The sequence below is a fragment of the Mycobacterium sp. IS-1496 genome, assembly GCF_001499995.1.
In the GTDB taxonomy this organism is placed as follows: Bacteria; Actinomycetota; Actinomycetes; order Mycobacteriales; family Mycobacteriaceae; genus Mycobacterium.
Genome location: NZ_LQIU01000015.1, coordinates 17,520 through 36,214, shown reverse-complemented (window position 1 = coordinate 36,214; position 18,695 = coordinate 17,520). Strand labels below are relative to the sequence as shown.

The window sequence follows — 18,695 nt, the reverse complement described above, 5'->3', positions numbered from 1 at the left end:
CCGATACCTCGCCGACCCGAGGGGCGCAGCGGTGACCACGCACCGTCCGGACAAGGAGACGGTGCACGCCGCTCTGTCGCTGGCGGTTCGCGCCCCCTCGATCCACAATGCGCAACCCTGGCGGTGGCGCGTCGGAGACGACAGCGTGCACCTCTTCGCCGAGGAGGCCTGGCACCTGCCACGCACCGACCCCGATGGACGCGACCTCCTGATCAGTTGCGGCGCCGCGCTGAACCATTGCGTGATCGCGCTGTCCGCCCTGGGGTGGCGGTCGGTGGTCCACCGGTTCCCCAACGCCGCCGAACCGCTCCACCTGGCCGCGATCGAGATGCAGCGTCAGGCTCCATGCGAGGTCGACATCACGCTTGCTGCCGCGATACCGCGGCGGCGCACCGACCGCAGACACTTCAGCGCCTGGCCGGTCGCCATCGGTGACATCGCCCTGATGGGCGCCCGCGCCGCCAGAGCCGGTGTCACGATGCGCCGGGTGGAGACGACCGCCGGTTTCCGCGACATCGTCGCAAAAGCCGTGTGGGAACACGCCTCCGACCCGCACTACCGCGAGGAGTTGTCGATGTGGAGCGGGCGGCATGCGTCGACTGCCGGTGTCCCCGCGCGCAACACCCCCCTGTCCGAGCCTCGAGCACGCGTTCCCGGGCGGCTGTTCGCCGGCACCGCGCTCGACCAGCCGGCCGGAGCCGATCCGGCCGACGACAACGCCGTGCTGTTCGCCCTCGGCACCGCCGCCGACGACGACCTGGCACGCCTGCGCGCCGGCGAAGCGACCAGCCTGGTGCTGCTCACCGCAACCGCGCTCGGGCTGGCGACGTGCCCGGTCACCGAGCCGCTCGAGATCCCCGCCACCCGTTCAGCCGTCCGAACCGACGTCTTCGGTGAAGGCGCCTTCCCCCAGCTGCTCTTCCGGGTGGGCTGGGCGCCGGTGAACGCCGATCCGCTGCCGTCGACCCCCCGCAGGCCGCTTGGCGACGTCGTCTCGTGGCTGGACGGTTCGCCGTTCGAGTGACCAACCGCCGGAACGTGGTTCGGGCCGGCGGGACGGATGGCGAGTGGTCAGCCCGGGGAGTCGTGCGTCCGGTCGAGCCTGGACACGAACACCGCTGCCTGTGTACGGCGCTCCACACCGAGCTTGGCGAGCAGCCGCGACACGTAGTTCTTCACCGTCTTCTCCGACAGGAACATCCGGGCGGCGATCTGCTTGTTGGTCAGACCCTCGCCGAGCAGCCCGAGCAGGACCCGCTCCTGGTCGCTGAGCCCGGGCAGCGGGTCGGGGTGCTCGGCGGCACCCCGCAGCTTGGCCATCAGTGCGGCGGCGGCGCGGTTGTCGAGCAGGGACCGGCCCTCGCCGACCTCCTTGATCGCCTTGGCGAGGTCCATGCCTTTGATGTCCTTGATGACGTAACCGCTGGCGCCGGCGAGGATGGCATCCACCATCGCCTCATCGGAGGTGAACGAGGTCAGCATCAGACAGCGCAGGTCCGGCAACCGTGACAGGAGGTCACGGCACAGCTCTATGCCGTTGCCGTCCGGCAGCCGGACGTCGAGCACGGCGACCTGGGGCCGCAGCGCAGGGATGCGCGCCAGCGCCTCCGAGACCGAGCCCGCCTCGCCGATCACGTCGAGGTCCGGTTCGGCGCTGAGCACGTCGATCAGGCCGCGACGCACCACCTCGTGATCGTCGACGAGGAACACGGTCACGGGCTCTCCCGTCACAGCCGCACCTCGAGGACGTCGTCGAGCCGACGCCGGGGCGTCGGTGGCGGGACGGGGTCGTAGGCGGGAGCCGCCCCGACACGGACCAGCACCTGCGGAAGGTCGCGATCGACCAGTGCGGAGATGATGTCGCGGCTGGCGCGTAGTTCGGTGAGATGGGTCAGCGTGCAGGTGGCCATCCCGGCCAACGTCGCCTCCAACAGCAGCTGCGACAGCGTCTCACCACAGCCGAGGAGGTCGCGCCGGGTGTCGTCGTGTGCCGAGATGACCAGCACCTTCGAGTGATCCTCCGGCACGCTCATGCGCCGCTCGGCCGCGCCATGGGTGACCGGGAAGTGGCGGCCGATGTCCACGCGGTCGCTTTCGGCGGCCGACACCAGGGAGCTGTGCGGTATGCCGTCGGAGACCGCCAACCACCCGGTCCACCAGGCCAATTCGGCGTGGTATTGAGAATCGTAGAGCCGCAGCGACTCGGTGAGCTGTGAGGCCTCCGCGAGTTGCGGCCGGGCGTCGTCGGCGACGACGTCCAGCATCGCCACCGACTCGTCGATCGCGTCACGCAGCAGCAGCTCCAGCGAGTCCCAGTCAGGCGGCGGCCCGAACGGCAGCCGGTCGGTGAAGCGGCGCGCGATCGCCGCGGCGCGGGCGCGGTGGCCGTCGGTCACATAGGACATCGGCGAGAAGTCGATGGCGGCCAGATGCAGGTGATCGTTGGGGTTGGGATAGCGATCGATGTGCGCGATCCAGCCGCCGGCCGCCATGGCGACCCGCAGATGATCCAGGACGGCGCCGCAACTCAGGAGCGCCTCCCGGCCGGACTGGTCGGTGGCCACGAGCCGGTCGGTGTCGAGGAAGAGCTGCAGCCCGGACCGGTCGGCGACCCAGCGCCACGGCTGGCTGTTGTGCACAGACGGCGCCCGGCACGCCAGCTGCACCGCGTCGCTGATCGTGTCGATGTCCGCTCGCGTTGTGGTCATCGATCAGCCTTCCTGTTCACGTGTCCCCAGACCACGGTCACGTCCCGCCGGATCGGCGGCAAGAGTCTTTGGTCACACGCGGCGAGGATGGGGACTTAAGGCCCCGTCCAGTCGGGACCTTTCGACCCGGCATGAGGCCGGAAGGCCGCTGCGCCACGTCGGCTCCCGACGCGACCATTGCCCCATGACCACCACGGAGGACGTCACCGCTGCCCATGATCTGCCGGTGAACGACATGGCCGCCGAGGTGTACGAGACGCACACCGGTGTGGTGCTCCTGCTCGGCGAGAAGGCCTACAAGGTCAAGAAGCCGGTGATCACGGACTTCCTCGACTTCAGCACGCCCGAACAGCGGGAGCGGGTCTGCGCCCGCGAGGTCGAACTGAACAGCCGCCTGGCGCCGGGCAGTTACCTCGGGGTCGCGCACCTGCGCGGACCCGGTCACGCCACACCGGAACCGGTCGTGGTGATGCGCCGCTACCCCGACCGGTACCGGCTCCGGACCATGGTGGCGCGCGGTGAGCCGACCGAACACCACCTGACGATGCTCGCGAGCATGCTCGCCCGGTTCCACGCGACCGCTCACCGCGGCGCGGACGTCGACGCCGCCGCCACGACCGCCGCCATCCGGCAGCTGTGGTCCGAGAACCTCACCGAGCTGGACCGCTCCGCGGGGACCGTGGTGTCCGCCGAGGCCGTCGACGAGATCCGCCGCCTGGCCATGCGGTATCTCGACGGCCGGGACGCGCTGTTCGCCGGCCGCATCGCCGACCGCCGCATCGTCGACGGTCACGGCGACCTGCTGGCCGACGACGTCTTCTGCACACCCGACGGCCCGGTCCCGCTGGACTGTCTGGAGTTCGACGACCGGATGCGCTTCGTCGACGGCGTCGACGACGCCGCGTTCCTGGCGATGGACCTGGAGTTCCTGGGCCGGCGCGACCTCGCCGACCACTTCCTCGACCAGTACCAGGAACTCGCCGGCGACACCGCGCCCCGCTCGCTGATCGACTTCTACATCGCCTACCGCGCCGTCGTCCGCGCCAAGGTGGACTGCATCAGGGTCGGCCAGGGGCATGCGGGCGCGGCGGCCGACGCCCGGTGGCACCTCGACATCGCCGCCGGCCACCTCAAGGCGGCCGCGGTTCGGCTCGTGATCGTCGGCGGTGGTCCCGGGACGGGCAAGACCACACTGTCCGGCGCTCTTGGCGAGTCCGTTGGCGCTCAGGTCATCTCGACCGACAACGTCCGTCGGGAACTGCAGGAGTCCGGGATCGTCCACGGCGCCGCGGGAGCCCTGGAGAGCGGGCTGTACTCACCCGACAACGTGGCGCTGGTCTACGAGACGGTGCTGCATCGAGCGGCGGTCCTGCTGGCTCACGGCGAGTCGGTGGTCCTCGACGGCACCTGGCGGGACCCGCGTCACCGCCGCGCGGCCCTGGAGTGCGCCGAGCGCTCCTCAGCGGTGTTGGTGGAACTTGCCTGCGACACCACACTTTCCGCCGCGCAGACCCGGATCGGGCACCGGTCGTCGACGACATCCGATGCGACACCGCAGATCGCGGCCGACATCACGGCGCCCATCTGGTCGGGCGCACACCGTGTCGACACGGGGCGCCCACTGGCCGACTCCGTGGCGGAAGCACAGCAGATCTGCTGTCTGGCGTACTGACGGCCACGAAACAGCACCGAACAGGAGGACCCGCCGATGCACGCGATGGTTTACCACGGTCCGGGTAGGCGGTCGTGGGAGCAGGTGCCCGATCCGGTCGTGCAGCGCGCCACCGATGCCATCGTCCGCGTCGACGCGGTGACCATCTGCGGCACCGACCTGCACATCCTCAAAGGGGACGTACCCGAAGTGCAGCCGGGCCGGGTCCTCGGTCACGAAGCCGTCGGCACGGTGACCGAGATCGGTTCCGCCGTCGAGAAACTCGCCGTCGGTGACCGGGTGCTCGTGTCGTGCATCAGCGCCTGCGGCAGTTGCCGATACTGCCGGGACGGGCAGTACGGCCAGTGCCTCGGTGGCGGCGGATGGATCCTGGGCCATCTCATCGACGGAACGCAGGCCGAGTACGTCCGCGTGCCATTCGCCGACAACTCCACCCACAAGGTGCCTCCCGGGGTGAGCGATGAACAGATGGTCATGCTCGCCGACATCCTGCCCACGTCCTACGAGGTGGGCGTGCTGAGCGCCGCGGTGCGCCCCGGCGACGTCGTGGCGATCGTCGGCGCCGGTCCCATCGGCCTCGCCGCGGTCCTCACCGCCAAGCTCTACAGTCCCAGCCACATCGTGGTGATCGACATCGCCGAGAGCCGGCTGGAAGCGGCGAAGACCGTCGGCGCCGACACCGTCGTCGACTCGGCGTCACAGGATCCGCGCGCGGTGGTCGACGCACTCACCGACGGCCTCGGCGCCGATGTGGCGATGGAGGCCGTCGGCGTGCCCGAGACCTTCGAGCAGGCGGTCCGCCTGGTCCGGCCCGGCGGACACGTCGCCAACGTCGGGGTGCACGGCAAGCCCGCCACGCTGCACCTGGAGGACATCTGGATCAAGAACATCACGATCACCACGGGTCTGGTGGACACGCACTCGACACCCGCCCTGATCAAGCTGGTGGCCGGTCACCAGATCGACACGGCGGCGATGATCACCCACCACTTCGGTATGGACGAGTTCGACCTCGCCTATGACGTGTTCAGCCGACCCGGCGAGACGGGAGCGCTCAAGGTGTTGCTCACGCGCCCACCGCACACCGACTGACCCAGCGAAAGGCACGCTCATGACGCAACGCACCGCCCCGGTCGTCGTCGGGATCGACGGCTCGCCGACCAGCATCGACGCCGCGCGGTGGGCCGCCGCGGCGGCCGCGGCGTACCGCACGTCGTTGCGGCTCGTCCACTCGACCGCCACGGCCGGTCACTTCTTCACCGACGCCGCGGTGGTCGCCATCCGGGCGGCCGCGCCCGAGGATCAGCAGGCCGCCGCTGAGAAGACGCTCGATCTAGCGAAAGAGGCTGTGGCCGAACACTTTCCACACCTGGGCGTCGTCACCGAGGCGGTCGGCGAGCCGGCCCACGAGGCGTTGATCGGCCGCAGCCGCGACGCCGCCCTGGTCGTCGTGGGCTGCGACGATGTCAGTCCGGCCGCGGCAGTGCTGGTCGGGTCGACGACGTTGCGGGTCGCGACGCAGGCGTCGTGTCCGGTGGTGGCGTGGCGTCAGATCGCGCGGCCGGGTACGGCGCCGGTCGTGGTCGGGGTCGACGGCACGCCGGCCGGGACGGCGGCCCTGGCGGCCGCGTTCGAGTTCGCCGACCGGTTCGGCGCCCCCCTCACCGCCGTGCACTCGTGGGCGGCGGGGCTGGACGCCGACGCGGTGGCCATCCCCTACCTCATCGACTGGGACGCCCTGGAGTCCGCGGAGTGGGGGCTGCTGACGCGCGCCCTCGAGCCCTGGACGGACAGGTATCCCGGCGTGGAGGTCGCGACACTGCTCGACGATGCGAAGCCGGGCCACGCCCTCCTCGACCGCCTCACCGGCGCGCAGCTCGTCGTGGTCGGCAACCATCGAGCCAACGTCGTGAGCGCCGCGCTGCTGGGGTCGACGAGCCTGAACCTGCTCCACCACAGCCGCGTGCCGGTCATGGTCTGCCACGCAGCCGACGTCTAGATGCTCCCGGCCGTCCGCTTGATCGCGGCCAGCGTCTCGGGGATGCCGGAGTGTGCGGCCGCCGTGCGCTCGGCGATCTGCGCGTCGGCGTCGGCGCCGTAGCGTTCGCGGAACCCGTCGACGCCCCGGGGCAGCAGCCGCCAGTGCTCGGTCAACCGGGTCCCGTCCTCCTCGGGTGCCACGGTGAAGCCCCACCGCACCCAGCCGCCGTTGACCTCCCAGACGAACTCGCGGCCGTCGGCCACCGTCACCTGGCTGCGCGTCTCCCACTCCCGATCGGGAGTCGCGTTGCGCCCGGTGAACCAGGCACCCGCGACGGGCCCGGTGTCCGGGTCGTCCCACCAGCAGGCCCGGCACACCGGGCTCCACTCACCCATCCGGGTCACGTCGGACACCAACGCGTAGACGGCGTCGGGGTGCCGTGCCACGAACACCGAATCGGAGAACTGGAGTTCGGCCACGGGCGCAGTCTAGATACCGTGACCCCGGCATATCCGATATCGACTGGACGACCGGCGCATACTTGATCGCGATGACAGGCCCTGCCGCGGTAGCCCGCAAACCCGTGATCCTCACCGTCGACGACGACCCGGCGGTCTCCCGTGCGGTGGCGCGCGACCTGCGCCGTCACTACGGCGAGCACTTCCGGATCGTGCGGGCCGAATCCGGCCCGGATGCGCTCGAGACACTCAACGAACTGAAGCTGCGCGGCGAGACGGTCGCGGTGTTCGTCGCCGACTACCGGATGCCGCAGATGAGCGGTATCGAGTTCCTCGAGGAGGCGATGGACCTCTACCCGATGGCGCGGCGCGTGCTGCTCACCGCGTACGCCGACACCCACGCCGCGATCGACGCCATCAACGTCGTCGACCTGGACCATTACCTGCTCAAGCCGTGGGATCCCCCGGAGGAGAAGCTCTACCCCGTCATCGATGCGTTGATCGAGGCGTGGCGCGAGACCGGGGACCGGGCCATCCCGCACACCAAGATCATCGGGCATCCGTGGAACGCCAGATCATCGGAGGTGCGCGAGTTCCTCGCCCGAAACCGGTTGTACTACACCTGGTTCCGTGCCGACGAGCGGAAGGGGAGGCAGCTGCTGGAGGCAGCCGGCCAGGACGGGATGACGCTGCCGGTGGTGATCACCGAACAGGGCGAGACCCTCGTCGACCCGTCCGACGCCGAACTGGGCGCCACCCTCGGGCTGACCACCACCCCCGCCGAGGACTTCTATGACCTGGTGGTGATCGGCGGCGGGCCCGCCGGTCTGGCCGCCGCCGTGTACGGAGCCTCCGAGGGTCTCGAGACGGTGCTCATCGAGCGCACCGCCACCGGCGGGCAGGCCGGGCAGAGTTCCCGTATCGAGAACTACCTCGGTTTCCCCGACGGCCTCTCGGGTGCGCAGCTCGCCGAGCGGGCGCGCAGGCAGGCCGAGAAGTTCGACGCCGAGCTGATCACCGCGGCCGAGGTGACGGCCCTGGAGATCGACGGGTCGGCGCGCACCGTGCGGCTGTCCGACGGCCGGTCGATCGGCGCCCGCGCGGTGATCCTGGCGATGGGCGTCGAATACCGCCAGCTGCCCGCCGAGGGATGCGACGGGCTGACCGGTGCGGGGGTGTACTACGGCGCCACGGCGTCGGTCGCCGCCGACTGCGAGGACGACGAGGTGTACGTGATCGGCGGCGCGAACTCCGCCGGCCAGGCCGCGATGCACCTCTCGCGCACGGCCAGCAAGGTCACGATCGTCAGCCGCCGCAGGCTCGAGGACTCGATGTCGCACTATCTGATCCAGCAGATCAGGGCCAACGACAAGATCCGGGAGCTGCCCAACACCGTGGTCCACGCGGTCAAGGGCAACGGCCACCTCGAGGGCATCTGCCTGGAGAACACGCTCACCGGGAACCGCGAGGAGCACACCTGCGGCCGGATGTTCATCTTCATCGGCGCCGAACCGCGCACCGAATGGCTCGACGGCATCGTCGTGCGCGACGACCACGGGTTCATCCTCGCCGGGCCCGATCTGCGGGAGATCTCGGGCTGGACGCTGGACCGCCCGCCGCACCACCTGGAAACAAGCGTGCCGGGTGTGTTTGTTGCAGGTGATGTGCGAGCCGAGTCCGCCAAACGGGTGGCCGCCGCCGTCGGCGAAGGGTCGATGGCGGTCATGCTGGTGCACCGGTACCTGGCGGAAGCCTGAAAGGGGTCACCATGGGCGAGACGTGCCTGCGCGACGAGCTGCGCACGCTGTTCCTGTTCGAGGCGCTGTCCGACGAGCAGCTCGACACGCTGTGCGCCAACGGCCACATCCAGACCTTCCCCGCGGGCCCGCTGTGCAGTGAAGGGGACCCGGCCACCTGCTTCTACGTGCTCATCGACGGTGAACTGGTGATGTCGAAACGCTCGGGCGGCACCGACATTCAGACCGGCCGCACCTCACAGCGCGGGGTGTACTGCGGTGCGTGGTCGGCCTACGTCCCGGGTGAGGAACACGTCTACGAGGCCACCGTGCGGCTGACGAAACCGTCGAGGTTCTTCGTTCTCGACGCCGACGCGTTCGCCCGCTTCATGCAGACCCAGTTCCCGATGGCGGTGCATCTGCTCGAAGGCCAGACCGTCGGCAGGCGCAGGCAGCACCAGATCATCGGTCAGCGGGAGAAGCTGCTCGCGCTGGGCACCATCACCGCCGGGCTCACCCATCAGCTCAACAATCCCGCCGCGGCCACCGCGCGTGCCGTCGCCGACCTGCAGGAGGGCGTCGGCAAGATGCGCCACAAGCTGGCCATGCTCGCCGACGGCAAGTTCAGCCCCGAGGCGCTGCGGGTGCTGGTGAAGATCCAGGACGAAGTGGCCGAACAGGTCGCCAAGTTCCGCAGCCAGGACCTCACGGCGCTGGAGACCTCGGACCGCGAGGAGCAGATCGGGGACTGGCTCACCGACCACGGGATCGCCGGCGGCTGGGACTACGCCCCGACCTTCGTCGAGGCGGGCCTCGACGTCGACTGGCTGGAGCGGATCTCGGCGTCGATCGACGACGTCATGGACGGGACGTGCTCGTCGTCGCTGCCGAGCGCCCTCGGCTGGCTGAAGTACACGATCGACACCGAACTGCGGATGCGCGAGATCGCCGACGCCAGCAAGCGGATCTCCACGCTGCTCGCCGGGGCCAAGCAGTACTCGCAGATGGACCGCGGCGCCTATCAGAGCGCCAATGTCCACGAGCTCATCCACAGCACGATCAAGACGATCTTCGGCGACAAGATCGGCAAGGACAAACCGGTCGCACTGGTGTGGGAGAAGGACACGTCGCTGCCCGAATTGCTCTGCTACCCAGGCGATCTCAACGAGGTATGGTCCAATCTCATCCAGAACGCGATCCAGGCGATGGGCGGGCGGGGCACGCTGACCGTGCGCACCATGCGCGAGAACGAGGACCGGGTGCGCGTGGAGATCTGCGACGACGGGCCGGGCATCCCGGAGGAGATCGTCGACCGCATCTTCACACCGTTCTTCACCACCAAACCGGTCGGCGAGGGCACCGGGCTGGGCCTGGACCTGGCGCGCCGCATCATCGTCGAGAAGCACCACGGCGACCTGTCGGTCCAGTCCACGCCCGGCGACACCCGCTTCATCGTCTGTCTGCCGCTGCAGGCGCCCTCGCCGGAGGAATAGTCGCCGCCGCGGCGTCGGTTGCAGCCGTCATGACCAAACCCGATCTCGGTAGGTACGGCGTGTTCGGCCGCGCCGTGACACCCGCGCAAGCCAAGGACATCGAGGCGCTCGGCTACGGCGCCGTCTGGGTGGGCGGCTCACCGCCCGCCGAACTGGACTGGGTCGAACCCATCCTCGACCGGACCACGACGCTGCAGGTCGCCACCGGGATCGTCAACATCTGGACGGCGGCGGCCGGGCCGGTGGCGGAGTCCTTCCACCGCATCGAGGCCGCTCATCCCGGCCGGTTCCTCCTCGGGATCGGCGTCGGCCACCCCGAAGCGCACCAGGCGTACCGCAAACCGCTCGAGGCGCTCACCGAGTACCTCGACGCACTCGACGAATACGGCGTGCCGCGGGAGCGGCGGGTGGTGGCCGCGCTGGGCCCCAAGGTGCTCAAGCTCTCGGCCGACCGCGCCGCGGGGGCGCATCCGTACCTCACCACCCCCGAGCACACGGCCACCGCACGCGAGGTGATCGGCGCCGGGGCGTTCCTGGCGCCCGAGCACAAGGTGGTGATGACCACCGACGCCGAGAGGGCCCGCGCGGTCGGGCGCAAGGCGCTCGACGTCTATCTGAATCTGGCCAATTACCTCAACAACTGGAAGCGTCTGGGTTTCGGTGATCAGGACGTGGCAAAACCGGGTAGTGATCGGTTGGTGGACGCCGTCGTGGCCTACGGCACCGTCGACGCCATCGCGGCCCGGCTGAAACAGCACCTCGACGCCGGGGCCGACCACGTGCCCGTGCAGGTGCTGACCGGGCCTGACAAGCTGGTGGCCGCACTGGCCGACCTCGCCGGTCCGCTCGGCCTGCAGTGAGCCGGATCGCAGACGACTGAAGGAACGGATATGACCGAAGGCGTTTCCCTCAAACCCGGGCTGGGCCGTTACGGCGTGTGGACCCCGGGCGCCCCGAAACCGGAGCAGGCCGCGGAGATCGAGAAGCTCGGCTACGGCGCGGTCTGGGTCGGCGCCTCACCGGCGGCCGATCTCGAGTTCGTCGAGCCGATCCTCGAGGCGACCGAGACCCTGCAGGTCGCCACGGGCATCGTGAACGTGTGGGCGTCGCCCGCCGAGGAGGTCGCCGCCTCGTACCACCGCATCGAGGACAAGTTCCCGAGCCGGTTCCTGCTCGGCATCGGAATCGGGCACCCGGAGGCCACCGAGGAGTACCGCAAACCCTACGACGTGCTGGTCGAGTACATCGACAAGCTCGACGGGGCGAAGGTGCCGACCAGCCGCCTGGTCGTCGCCGCGCTCGGCCCGCAGGTACTGAAGCTGGCCGCGCGGCGCAGTGCCGGCGCCCATCCGTACCTGACCACGCCGGAGCACACCGGCCAGGCCCGCAACCTCGTCGGCCCGACGGTGTTCCTCGCTCCCGAGCACAAGGTGGTGCTCGGCTCCGACGTCGAGGAGGCGCGCCGGATCGGCCGCGAGACCGTCGACTTCTACCTCGGGCTGAGCAACTACGTGAACAACTGGAAGCGGCTGGGCTTCACCGACGAGGACGTCGCCAAACCGGGCAGCGACAAGCTGATCGACGCGGTGGTCGCGCACGGTTCGGCGGACGCGGTCGCGGCCCGGCTCGAGGAACACCACGAGCGCGGCGCCGATCACGTGGCCATCCAGGTGCTGGGCGGCTGGGACAAGCTGCTTCCGACGCTGAAGGAGTTGGCGGGCCCGCTCGGGCTGACGAAGTAGGCGCCGCCGTGGACCGCCCAAACGAACAAACGGGCGCGAAAGTGCGAGGAGATCTCGCCATTGCGTCGATCTCGCGTGGGTTCGGCGCCCGCTAGGGTTTCACCCATGCGGTTGCTGGTCACCGGCGGTGCGGGGTTCATCGGGGCGAACTTCGTGCACGCCACGCTCCGCGAGCATCCCGACTGCGCGGTGACGGTGCTCGACGCGTTCACCTATGCGGGCAGCCGGGAGTCGCTGGCGCCGGTCGCCGACCGGATCCGGGTGGTCGAGGGCGACGTGGCCGACGCCGGCTTGGTCGACGCGCTCGTCGCCGACCTCGATCCGGGCGCCGACGCCGTCGTGCATTTCGCCGCCGAGACCCACGTCGACAACGCGCTGGCCGACCCGGGGCCGTTCGTACAGACCAACATCGTCGGCACCTACACGGTGCTCGAGGCGGTGCGCCGCGCCGGTGTCCGGCTGCATCACGTGTCCACCGACGAGGTGTACGGCGATCTGCCCCTCGACGACCCGCGGCGGTTCACCGAGTCGACGCCGTACAACCCGTCGAGTCCGTACTCGTCGACCAAGGCCGCCGCCGATCTGCTGGTGCGGGCGTGGGTGCGGTCGTACGGGCTACGCGCGACGATTTCGAACTGCTCCAACAACTACGGGCCGTATCAGCACGTGGAGAAGTTCATCCCCCGCCAGATCACCAATGTGCTGACCGGGCGACGGCCCAAGCTCTACGGCGCCGGCGCCAACGTGCGGGACTGGATCCACGTCGACGACCACAACAGCGCGGTGTGGCGGATCCTGCGCGACGGCGTCGTGGGCCGGACCTACCTGATCGGCGCCGAGGGCGAGCGGGACAACCTCACGGTGCTGCGCACGCTGCTGAGGATCATGGACCGCGACCCAGACGACTTCGACCACGTCACCGACCGCGCCGGCCACGATCTGCGCTACGCCATCGACCCGTCGACGCTCTACGACGAATTAGGTTGGAAGCCCGCACATCTCGACTTCGAAGAAGGGCTGCGCGCGACGGTGCAGTGGTATCGCGACAACGAGGGGTGGTGGCGCCCGCTCAAGGACGCGGCCGAAGCGGCCTACGAGGAGCGCGGCCAGTGACCGCCCGGGAGTTGACGGTGCCCGGCGCCTGGGAGATCACCCCCACCGTGCACGCCGACGCGCGCGGGTCGTTCTTCGAGTGGTTCACCGACCGGGAGTTCACCGGGTTCGCCGGACACCGCCTCGACCTCCGGCAGGCCAACTGTTCGGTGTCACGGGCCGGGGTGCTGCGGGGGTTGCACTTCGCCGCGGTGCCGCCCGGGCAGGCCAAGTACGTCACCTGTGTGCGTGGCGCGGTGTACGACGTGGCCGTCGACATCCGGGTGGGCTCGCCGACGTTCGGGCGCTGGGATGCCGTCCTGCTCGACGACCGGGACCGCCGGTCGATCTACCTGTCCGAGGGGTTGGGGCACGCTTTCCTTGCGCTGCAGGACGATTCGACGGTGATGTACCTGTGCTCGACGGGTTACGACCCGGCCCGTGAGCACACGGTCTCACCGGCCGATCCGGCGCTGGGCATCGACTGGCCCTTCGACGGTGAACTCGTGCTCTCCGACCGCGACGCCGCCGCTCCGACGTTGGCCCAGGCCCGCGAGGCCGGTCTGCTGCCGACGTGGGACGCGTGCCGGGCGTTCGTCGACGCCCTGCGCCGCCCTCTTGTCAACGAGCCCGACTAGTTACTAGGATGTCCTAGTATCTCGAGCGAGGGGCATTCTCATGACCAACCAGATCCAGCACTTCATCAACGGCAAGCGCACCGCAGGCGAGTCGACCCGTACGGCGGACGTGATGAACCCGAGCACCGGGGCGGTGCAGGCCCAGGTCCTGCTCGGCTCGCGCGCCGACGTCGACGCCGCGGTCGCAGGCGCCGCCGAGGCCCAGAAGGAGTGGGCGGCCTGGAACCCGCAGCGCCGCGCCCGCGTCATGATGCGCTTCATCGAGCTGGTGAACCAGAACATCGAAGAACTGGCGGAGCTGCTGTCGATCGAACACGGCAAGACCGTGCCCGACGCCAAGGGTGACATCCAGCGCGGCATCGAGGTCATCGAGTTCGCGATCGGCATCCCGCACCTGATCAAGGGCGAGTACACCGAGGGCGCCGGCACCGGCATCGACGTCTACTCGATGCGCCAGCCGCTCGGCGTGGTCGCCGGCATCACCCCGTTCAACTTCCCGGCGATGATCCCGCTGTGGAAGGCGGGTCCGGCGCTGGCCTGCGGTAACGCGTTCATCCTCAAGCCGTCCGAGCGCGATCCCTCGGTGCCGGTCCGGCTCGCCGAACTGTTCATCGAGGCCGGTCTGCCCGCGGGCGTGTTCCAGGTCGTGCACGGCGACAAGGAGGCCGTCGACGCGATCCTCGAGCATCCGGTCATCCAGGCCGTCGGCTTCGTCGGCAGCTCCGACATCGCCCAGTACATCTACGCGGGCGCCACCGCCAACGGGAAGCGCGCGCAGTGCTTCGGCGGCGCGAAGAACCACATGATCGTGATGCCCGACGCCGATCTCGACCAGGCCGTCGACGCGCTGATCGGCGCCGGTTACGGCAGCGCCGGTGAACGCTGCATGGCGATCAGCGTCGCGGTGCCCGTCGGCAAGGAGACCGCGGACCGCCTGCGCAACAGGCTGGTCGAGCGGGTGAACAACCTGCGCGTCGGCCACAGCCTCGACCCCAAGGCCGACTACGGCCCACTGGTCACCGAGGCCGCGCTCAACCGGGTCCGCGACTACATCACCCAGGGTGTCGAGGCCGGCGCCGAAGCCGTCGTCGACGGGCGCGAACGGGCCAGCGACGAGATGCAGTTCGGTGACGACAGCCTCGAGGGCGGCTACTTCATCGGCCCCACGCTGTTCGACCACGTCACCCCGGACATGTCGATCTACACCGACGAGATCTTCGGCCCGGTGCTGTGCATCGTGCGCGCCGACAACTACGAGGAGGCGTTGCGCCTGCCCACGGAGCACGAGTACGGCAACGGCGTGGCGATCTTCACCCGCGACGGCGACACCGCACGCGACTTCGTCGCCAAGGTCCAGGTCGGCATGGTCGGCGTCAACGTGCCGATCCCGGTTCCGGTGTCCTACCACACCTTCGGCGGTTGGAAGCGCTCCGGCTTCGGCGACCTCAACCAGCACGGGCCGCACTCGATCCTGTTCTACACGAAGACCAAGACGGTCACGCAGCGCTGGCCGTCGGGCATCAAGGATGGCGCCGAGTTCGTCATCCCCACCATGAAATAAGCCGGGTCATGGATTATTTCGGCCTCGACGACGACGAACGGGTGATCGCCGAGACGGCGGCCGCGTTCGCCGAGAAACGACTGGCCCCGTACGCGTCGGAATGGGATGAGAGCCACCACTTCCCCACCGACGTGTTGCGGGAGGCGGCCGAACTCGGCATGGCGGCGATCTACTGCCGGGAGGATGTCGGCGGCAGCGGGCTGCGCCGCGTCGATGCGGTGCGCATCTTCGAGCAGCTGTCCGCCGCCGATCCGGCCATCGCGGCGTTCCTCTCGATCCACAACATGTGCGCGTGGATGGTGGACACCTACGGCTCGGAGGAACAGCGCAAGGCGTGGGTGCCGCGGCTGGCGTCGATGGAGAGCATCGCCAGCTACTGCCTCACCGAACCGGGTGCGGGATCGGACGCCGGTGCGTTGCGCACCAAGGCCGTTCGCGAGGGTGACCACTTCGTCCTCGACGGGGTGAAGCAGTTCATCTCCGGCGCGGGCAGTTCCGACGTGTACGTGGTGATGGCCCGCACCGGCAGCGAAGGGCCGCGCGGCATCTCCGCGTTCGTGGTCGAGAAGGACACGCCCGGTGTGAGTTTCGGCGCCCAGGAACAGAAGATGGGCTGGAACGCCCAGCCCACGGCGCAGGTGGTGTTCGAGAATGCGCGGGTGCCTGCCGAGAACATGCTCGGTGGCACCGAGGCCGAGGGCAGCGGATTCGGGATCGCGATGAACGGCCTCAACGGCGGTCGTCTCAACATCGCCGCGTGCTCGCTGGGCGGGGCGCAGACGGCCTACGAGAAGGCGGCGGCCTATCTGGCCGACCGGCAGGCCTTCGGCGCCACGCTGCTCGACGAGCCGACCATCCGGTTCACCCTGGCCGATATGGCCACCGCACTGCAGACCTCTCGCACCTTGCTGTGGCGGGCGGCGAGCGCACTCGACGAGAACCACCCGGACAAGGTGGAGTTGTGCGCGATGGCGAAGCGCTACGTCACCGACGCCTGCTTCGACGTGGCCGATCAGGCGCTCCAATTGCACGGTGGCTACGGCTATCTGCGCGAATACGGGGTCGAGAAGATCGTCCGTGATCTGCGGGTGCACCGGATCCTCGAGGGCAGCAACGAGATCATGCGCGTGGTGATCGGGCGGGCAGCCGCCGCCCGGGCCCGCGCGTCGGCGTAGGACACCAGAACTGATGGGCGACGGGAGAAGACGACAGTGACGACGATCGCGTTCTTCGGGCTGGGCCACATGGGCGGGCCGATGGCGGCCAACCTGGCCAGGGCCGGTCACACCGTGCAGGGTTTCGATCCGGTGCCCGCGCTGCGGGCCGCCGCGCAGGACAACGGCATCGCCACGTTCGACAGCGGCGCCGAGGCGGTGACCGGCGCCGAGGTGGTGATCACCTCGCTGCCCAACGGCGCGATCGTGAAGAGCGTGTACGACGAGGTGCTGCCCTCGGTGGCGGCGGGCACGCTGTTCATCGACACCTCCACCATCTCGGTCGACGATGCACGCGAGATCAACGCCGCCGCGACGGCGAAGGGGTTCGCCCAGCTCGACGCCCCGGTCTCCGGTGGGGTCAAGGGCGCCACGGCGGGAACGCTGGCGTTCATGGTCGGTGGTGACGACGAGGCCGTCGCGCGTGCCCGCCCGGTGCTGGAACCCATGGCGGGCAAGGTCGTCCACTGCGGCGCGTCGGGCACGGGCCAGGCCGCCAAACTGTGCAACAACATGGTGCTCGCCGTCCAGCAGATCGCGATCGGTGAGGCGTTCGTCCTGGCCGAGAAGCTGGGCCTGTCGGCGCAGTCGCTGTTCGACGTGATCACCGGCGCGACCGGCAACTGCTGGGCGGTGCACACGAACTGCCCTGTGCCGGGACCGGTTCCGGCCTCCCCGGCGAACAACGACTTCACACCGGGGTTCGCGACGGCGCTGATGAACAAGGACCTCGGCCTGGCCATGGCGGCGGTGTCGTCGACGGGTGCGTCCGCACCGCTGGGCAGCCACGCCGCCGAGCTCTACGCGCAGTTCGCGACCGATCACGCCGATAAGGACTTCAGCGCGATCATCGAGACCCTGCGGGGCTGACGGACCTCAGGCCGCGAGTCGGTTCACGACGCCGGCGAACACGCCCGGCAGTGCCCGCGCGGCGGGCACGATGCGCGGCCGGATGGACGGGGTCGACCCGGCCCGAACCAGGCCCTCGGTCACCAGCCGATACCGACGGGTCAGCGCGCGCCACCGCCGGTCGTAGTCGTCGATGCGTTCGCCCACAATGCAATCCACGAGCAGTTCGGCGGCGCCGAACGCCAGCCCGATGCCCTCGCCCGTGAGCGCGTCGACGTATCCGGCGGCGTCTCCGACCAGCAGCACCCGTCCGGCCGTGCGGCTTCGGGCCCTCTGCCGCAGCGGACCCGCGGCGCGGTCGGGCCCGTGGTCATGGCCCCGGATCCGTTCGGCGAGTGCGGGGAAATCCACGAGATGCCGGTCGAACCCGCCGCGCGACGAACTGAGGATCGCGATCCCGACACAATCGTCGGCCACCGGCGTCACGTAGGCCTCACTGTCCGGACCCCAGTGCACTTCGACGTGATCGCTCCACGGCGCGGTGTGGATGTGTCGGCGGATACCCCACCGGCGCGTACCGCGGCTGGGTTGGGCCAGGCCCAGCGCCCGCCGGATCGGTGAGTGCAGGCCGTCGGCGGCCGCCAGGTATCGGGCCCGAAAGTCCCCCGCCCGCACCGACGTTGCGTCCTGGGTGATGTCACCGGCGTCGCCACCGACGATCCGCACCCCCGCCGCCCGGGCGGCGTCCTGCAGCGCGGCGTGCAGCACGGTGCGTCGCACCCCGCGGCCGGGTCCGGTCCGGAACGCCGCCTCGACGCGGCGGTCACGGTCGAGGTAGGCGATCCCGCGCAGCGGCATCCCCGGCGGCGCCACCCCGAGGCGGTCCAGATGTGCGACGGTGTGCGGCATCATGCCTTCCCCGCAGGCCTTGTCCAGCGTGCCGGGACGGCGCTCGACGACCACCACCTCGAGTCCGGCGCGCGCGCCGTGGACCGCGGTGGCCAGCCCGGCCGGTCCGCCGCCTGCGACGAGCAGGTCGATCACCGCAGCCCCGCCAGGGCGGCGTTCTCGACCTGGATGCGGGTTCGCAACAGCGCGGCGTTGAGGACGGTGAACACCAGGGCGGTGATCCAGGCCCCGTGCACCAGGGGCAGCGCGACACCTTCGAGCACCACCGCGACGTAGTTGGGGTGCGGGATCAGCCGGTACGGGCCGCCGGTGACCCGCGCCGCGCCAGGGATCACCAGGACTCTGGTGTTCCACTGGCGGCCGAGGGTGGTGATGCACCACCACCGCAGCGCCTGCGCGGCGATCACCAGCGCGAGCATGGGGAATCCCAGCGCCGGGGTGAACGGCCGGTGCAGTGCGGTCACCTCGAGCAGGCACCCGGCGAGCAGGCCGGTGTGCAGGACCACCATCACGGGGTAGTGCCGGGCACCGTGCTCCACACCGCCGTGCTGCTGACTCCAGCGCCGGTTGCGTTCGGCCACAACGAGTTCGGCCAGACGCTCGACACCGACCGCGGCGATCAGCAGCACATACCAGACCATG

Annotated in this window: 18 protein-coding genes; 13 read left to right on the top strand and 5 right to left on the bottom strand. The window is 69.9% G+C overall.

Features of this window, described 5'->3' with window-relative positions:
• The first annotated feature begins 31 nt into the window (after positions 1–31).
• Positions 32–1,024 (top strand): Acg family FMN-binding oxidoreductase, encoded by a 993-nt coding sequence (locus AU195_RS10340; RefSeq protein ID WP_059158984.1) that lies wholly within the window; start codon positions 32–34, stop codon positions 1,022–1,024.
• 47 nt (positions 1,025–1,071) lie between these two features.
• Here AU195_RS10340 and AU195_RS10335 read toward each other — a convergent pair whose 3' ends face one another.
• Both AU195_RS10335 and AU195_RS10330 read right to left on the bottom strand, forming a co-directional pair.
• A complete protein-coding gene (locus AU195_RS10335) occupies positions 1,072–1,716 on the bottom strand; it encodes a response regulator transcription factor (protein ID WP_172800538.1) in 645 nt (214 codons plus the stop codon).
• Between the two features lie 11 nt (positions 1,717–1,727).
• The gene (locus AU195_RS10330; protein WP_059158982.1) at positions 1,728–2,708 is read right to left on the bottom strand and encodes an Acg family FMN-binding oxidoreductase; all 981 of its coding nucleotides are present in this window, start codon (positions 2,706–2,708) and stop codon (positions 1,728–1,730) included.
• 184 nt (positions 2,709–2,892) lie between these two features.
• Between AU195_RS10330 and AU195_RS10325 the strand changes: the two genes are divergently transcribed.
• Genes AU195_RS10325 through AU195_RS10315 form a run of 3 tightly spaced genes read left to right on the top strand, consistent with a single transcriptional unit; the run spans position 2,893 to position 6,379 of the window.
• A complete protein-coding gene (locus tag AU195_RS10325; protein WP_286149209.1) occupies positions 2,893–4,380 on the top strand; it encodes a bifunctional aminoglycoside phosphotransferase/ATP-binding protein in 1,488 nt (495 codons plus the stop codon).
• A gap of 36 nt (positions 4,381–4,416) precedes the next feature.
• Positions 4,417–5,472: a zinc-dependent alcohol dehydrogenase family protein gene (locus tag AU195_RS10320; protein ID WP_059158981.1), complete on the top strand. Its 1,056-nt coding sequence runs from the start codon at positions 4,417–4,419 to the stop codon at positions 5,470–5,472.
• A 19-nt stretch (positions 5,473–5,491) separates the two neighbouring features.
• Positions 5,492–6,379 carry a universal stress protein gene (locus tag AU195_RS10315; RefSeq protein WP_059158980.1) on the top strand — a complete coding sequence of 296 codons (888 nt, stop codon included), beginning with the start codon at positions 5,492–5,494 and terminating at the stop codon, positions 6,377–6,379.
• Here the strand turns inward: AU195_RS10315 and AU195_RS10310 are convergent.
• Entirely contained in the window at positions 6,376–6,840 is a 465-nt protein-coding gene (locus tag AU195_RS10310) for an SRPBCC family protein (protein WP_059158979.1), read from the bottom strand. The two genes, AU195_RS10315 and AU195_RS10310, sit on opposite strands and share 4 nt — an antisense overlap.
• Before the next feature lie 71 nt (positions 6,841–6,911).
• Here AU195_RS10310 and AU195_RS10305 point away from each other — a divergent pair, with 71 nt between their 5' ends.
• The 9 genes from AU195_RS10305 to mmsB all read left to right on the top strand — a co-directional run bounded on the left by AU195_RS10305 (position 6,912) and on the right by mmsB (position 17,165).
• The gene (locus AU195_RS10305) at positions 6,912–8,576 is read left to right on the top strand and encodes an NAD(P)/FAD-dependent oxidoreductase (protein WP_059158978.1); all 1,665 of its coding nucleotides are present in this window, start codon (positions 6,912–6,914) and stop codon (positions 8,574–8,576) included.
• An 11-nt stretch (positions 8,577–8,587) separates the two neighbouring features.
• Positions 8,588–10,048 (top strand): ATP-binding protein, encoded by a 1,461-nt coding sequence (locus AU195_RS10300; RefSeq protein WP_059158977.1) that lies wholly within the window; start codon positions 8,588–8,590, stop codon positions 10,046–10,048.
• Between the two features lie 29 nt (positions 10,049–10,077).
• Entirely contained in the window at positions 10,078–10,908 is an 831-nt protein-coding gene (locus tag AU195_RS10295; RefSeq protein WP_059158976.1) for an LLM class F420-dependent oxidoreductase, read from the top strand.
• A gap of 30 nt (positions 10,909–10,938) precedes the next feature.
• Positions 10,939–11,790: an LLM class F420-dependent oxidoreductase gene (locus AU195_RS10290; RefSeq protein WP_059158975.1), complete on the top strand. Its 852-nt coding sequence runs from the start codon at positions 10,939–10,941 to the stop codon at positions 11,788–11,790.
• A gap of 105 nt (positions 11,791–11,895) precedes the next feature.
• Positions 11,896–12,903: a dTDP-glucose 4,6-dehydratase gene (rfbB, locus tag AU195_RS10285; protein WP_059158974.1), complete on the top strand. Its 1,008-nt coding sequence runs from the start codon at positions 11,896–11,898 to the stop codon at positions 12,901–12,903.
• Positions 12,900–13,520 (top strand): dTDP-4-dehydrorhamnose 3,5-epimerase, encoded by a 621-nt coding sequence (gene rfbC / locus AU195_RS10280; protein ID WP_059158973.1) that lies wholly within the window; start codon positions 12,900–12,902, stop codon positions 13,518–13,520. Before rfbB ends, rfbC begins: the two co-directional genes overlap by 4 nt.
• 40 nt (positions 13,521–13,560) lie before the next feature.
• The gene (locus tag AU195_RS10275) at positions 13,561–15,081 is read left to right on the top strand and encodes a CoA-acylating methylmalonate-semialdehyde dehydrogenase (protein WP_059158972.1); all 1,521 of its coding nucleotides are present in this window, start codon (positions 13,561–13,563) and stop codon (positions 15,079–15,081) included.
• Positions 15,082–15,089: 8 nt separating this feature from the next.
• Positions 15,090–16,256: an isobutyryl-CoA dehydrogenase gene (locus tag AU195_RS10270; RefSeq protein WP_059158971.1), complete on the top strand. Its 1,167-nt coding sequence runs from the start codon at positions 15,090–15,092 to the stop codon at positions 16,254–16,256.
• A 36-nt stretch (positions 16,257–16,292) separates the two neighbouring features.
• Entirely contained in the window at positions 16,293–17,165 is an 873-nt protein-coding gene (gene mmsB / locus AU195_RS10265) for a 3-hydroxyisobutyrate dehydrogenase (RefSeq protein ID WP_059158970.1), read from the top strand.
• 6 nt (positions 17,166–17,171) lie between these two features.
• On the opposite strand, the gene AU195_RS10260 is transcribed toward mmsB, so the two are convergent.
• The gene (locus AU195_RS10260; protein ID WP_059158969.1) at positions 17,172–18,188 is read right to left on the bottom strand and encodes an NAD(P)/FAD-dependent oxidoreductase; all 1,017 of its coding nucleotides are present in this window, start codon (positions 18,186–18,188) and stop codon (positions 17,172–17,174) included.
• Positions 18,185–18,694, bottom strand: a complete 510-nt coding sequence (locus AU195_RS10255) for an isoprenylcysteine carboxyl methyltransferase family protein (RefSeq protein ID WP_059158968.1) — start codon at positions 18,692–18,694, stop codon at positions 18,185–18,187. The genes AU195_RS10260 and AU195_RS10255 overlap by 4 nt, the downstream gene beginning before the upstream one ends.
• Position 18,695: the final 1 nt, after the last annotated feature.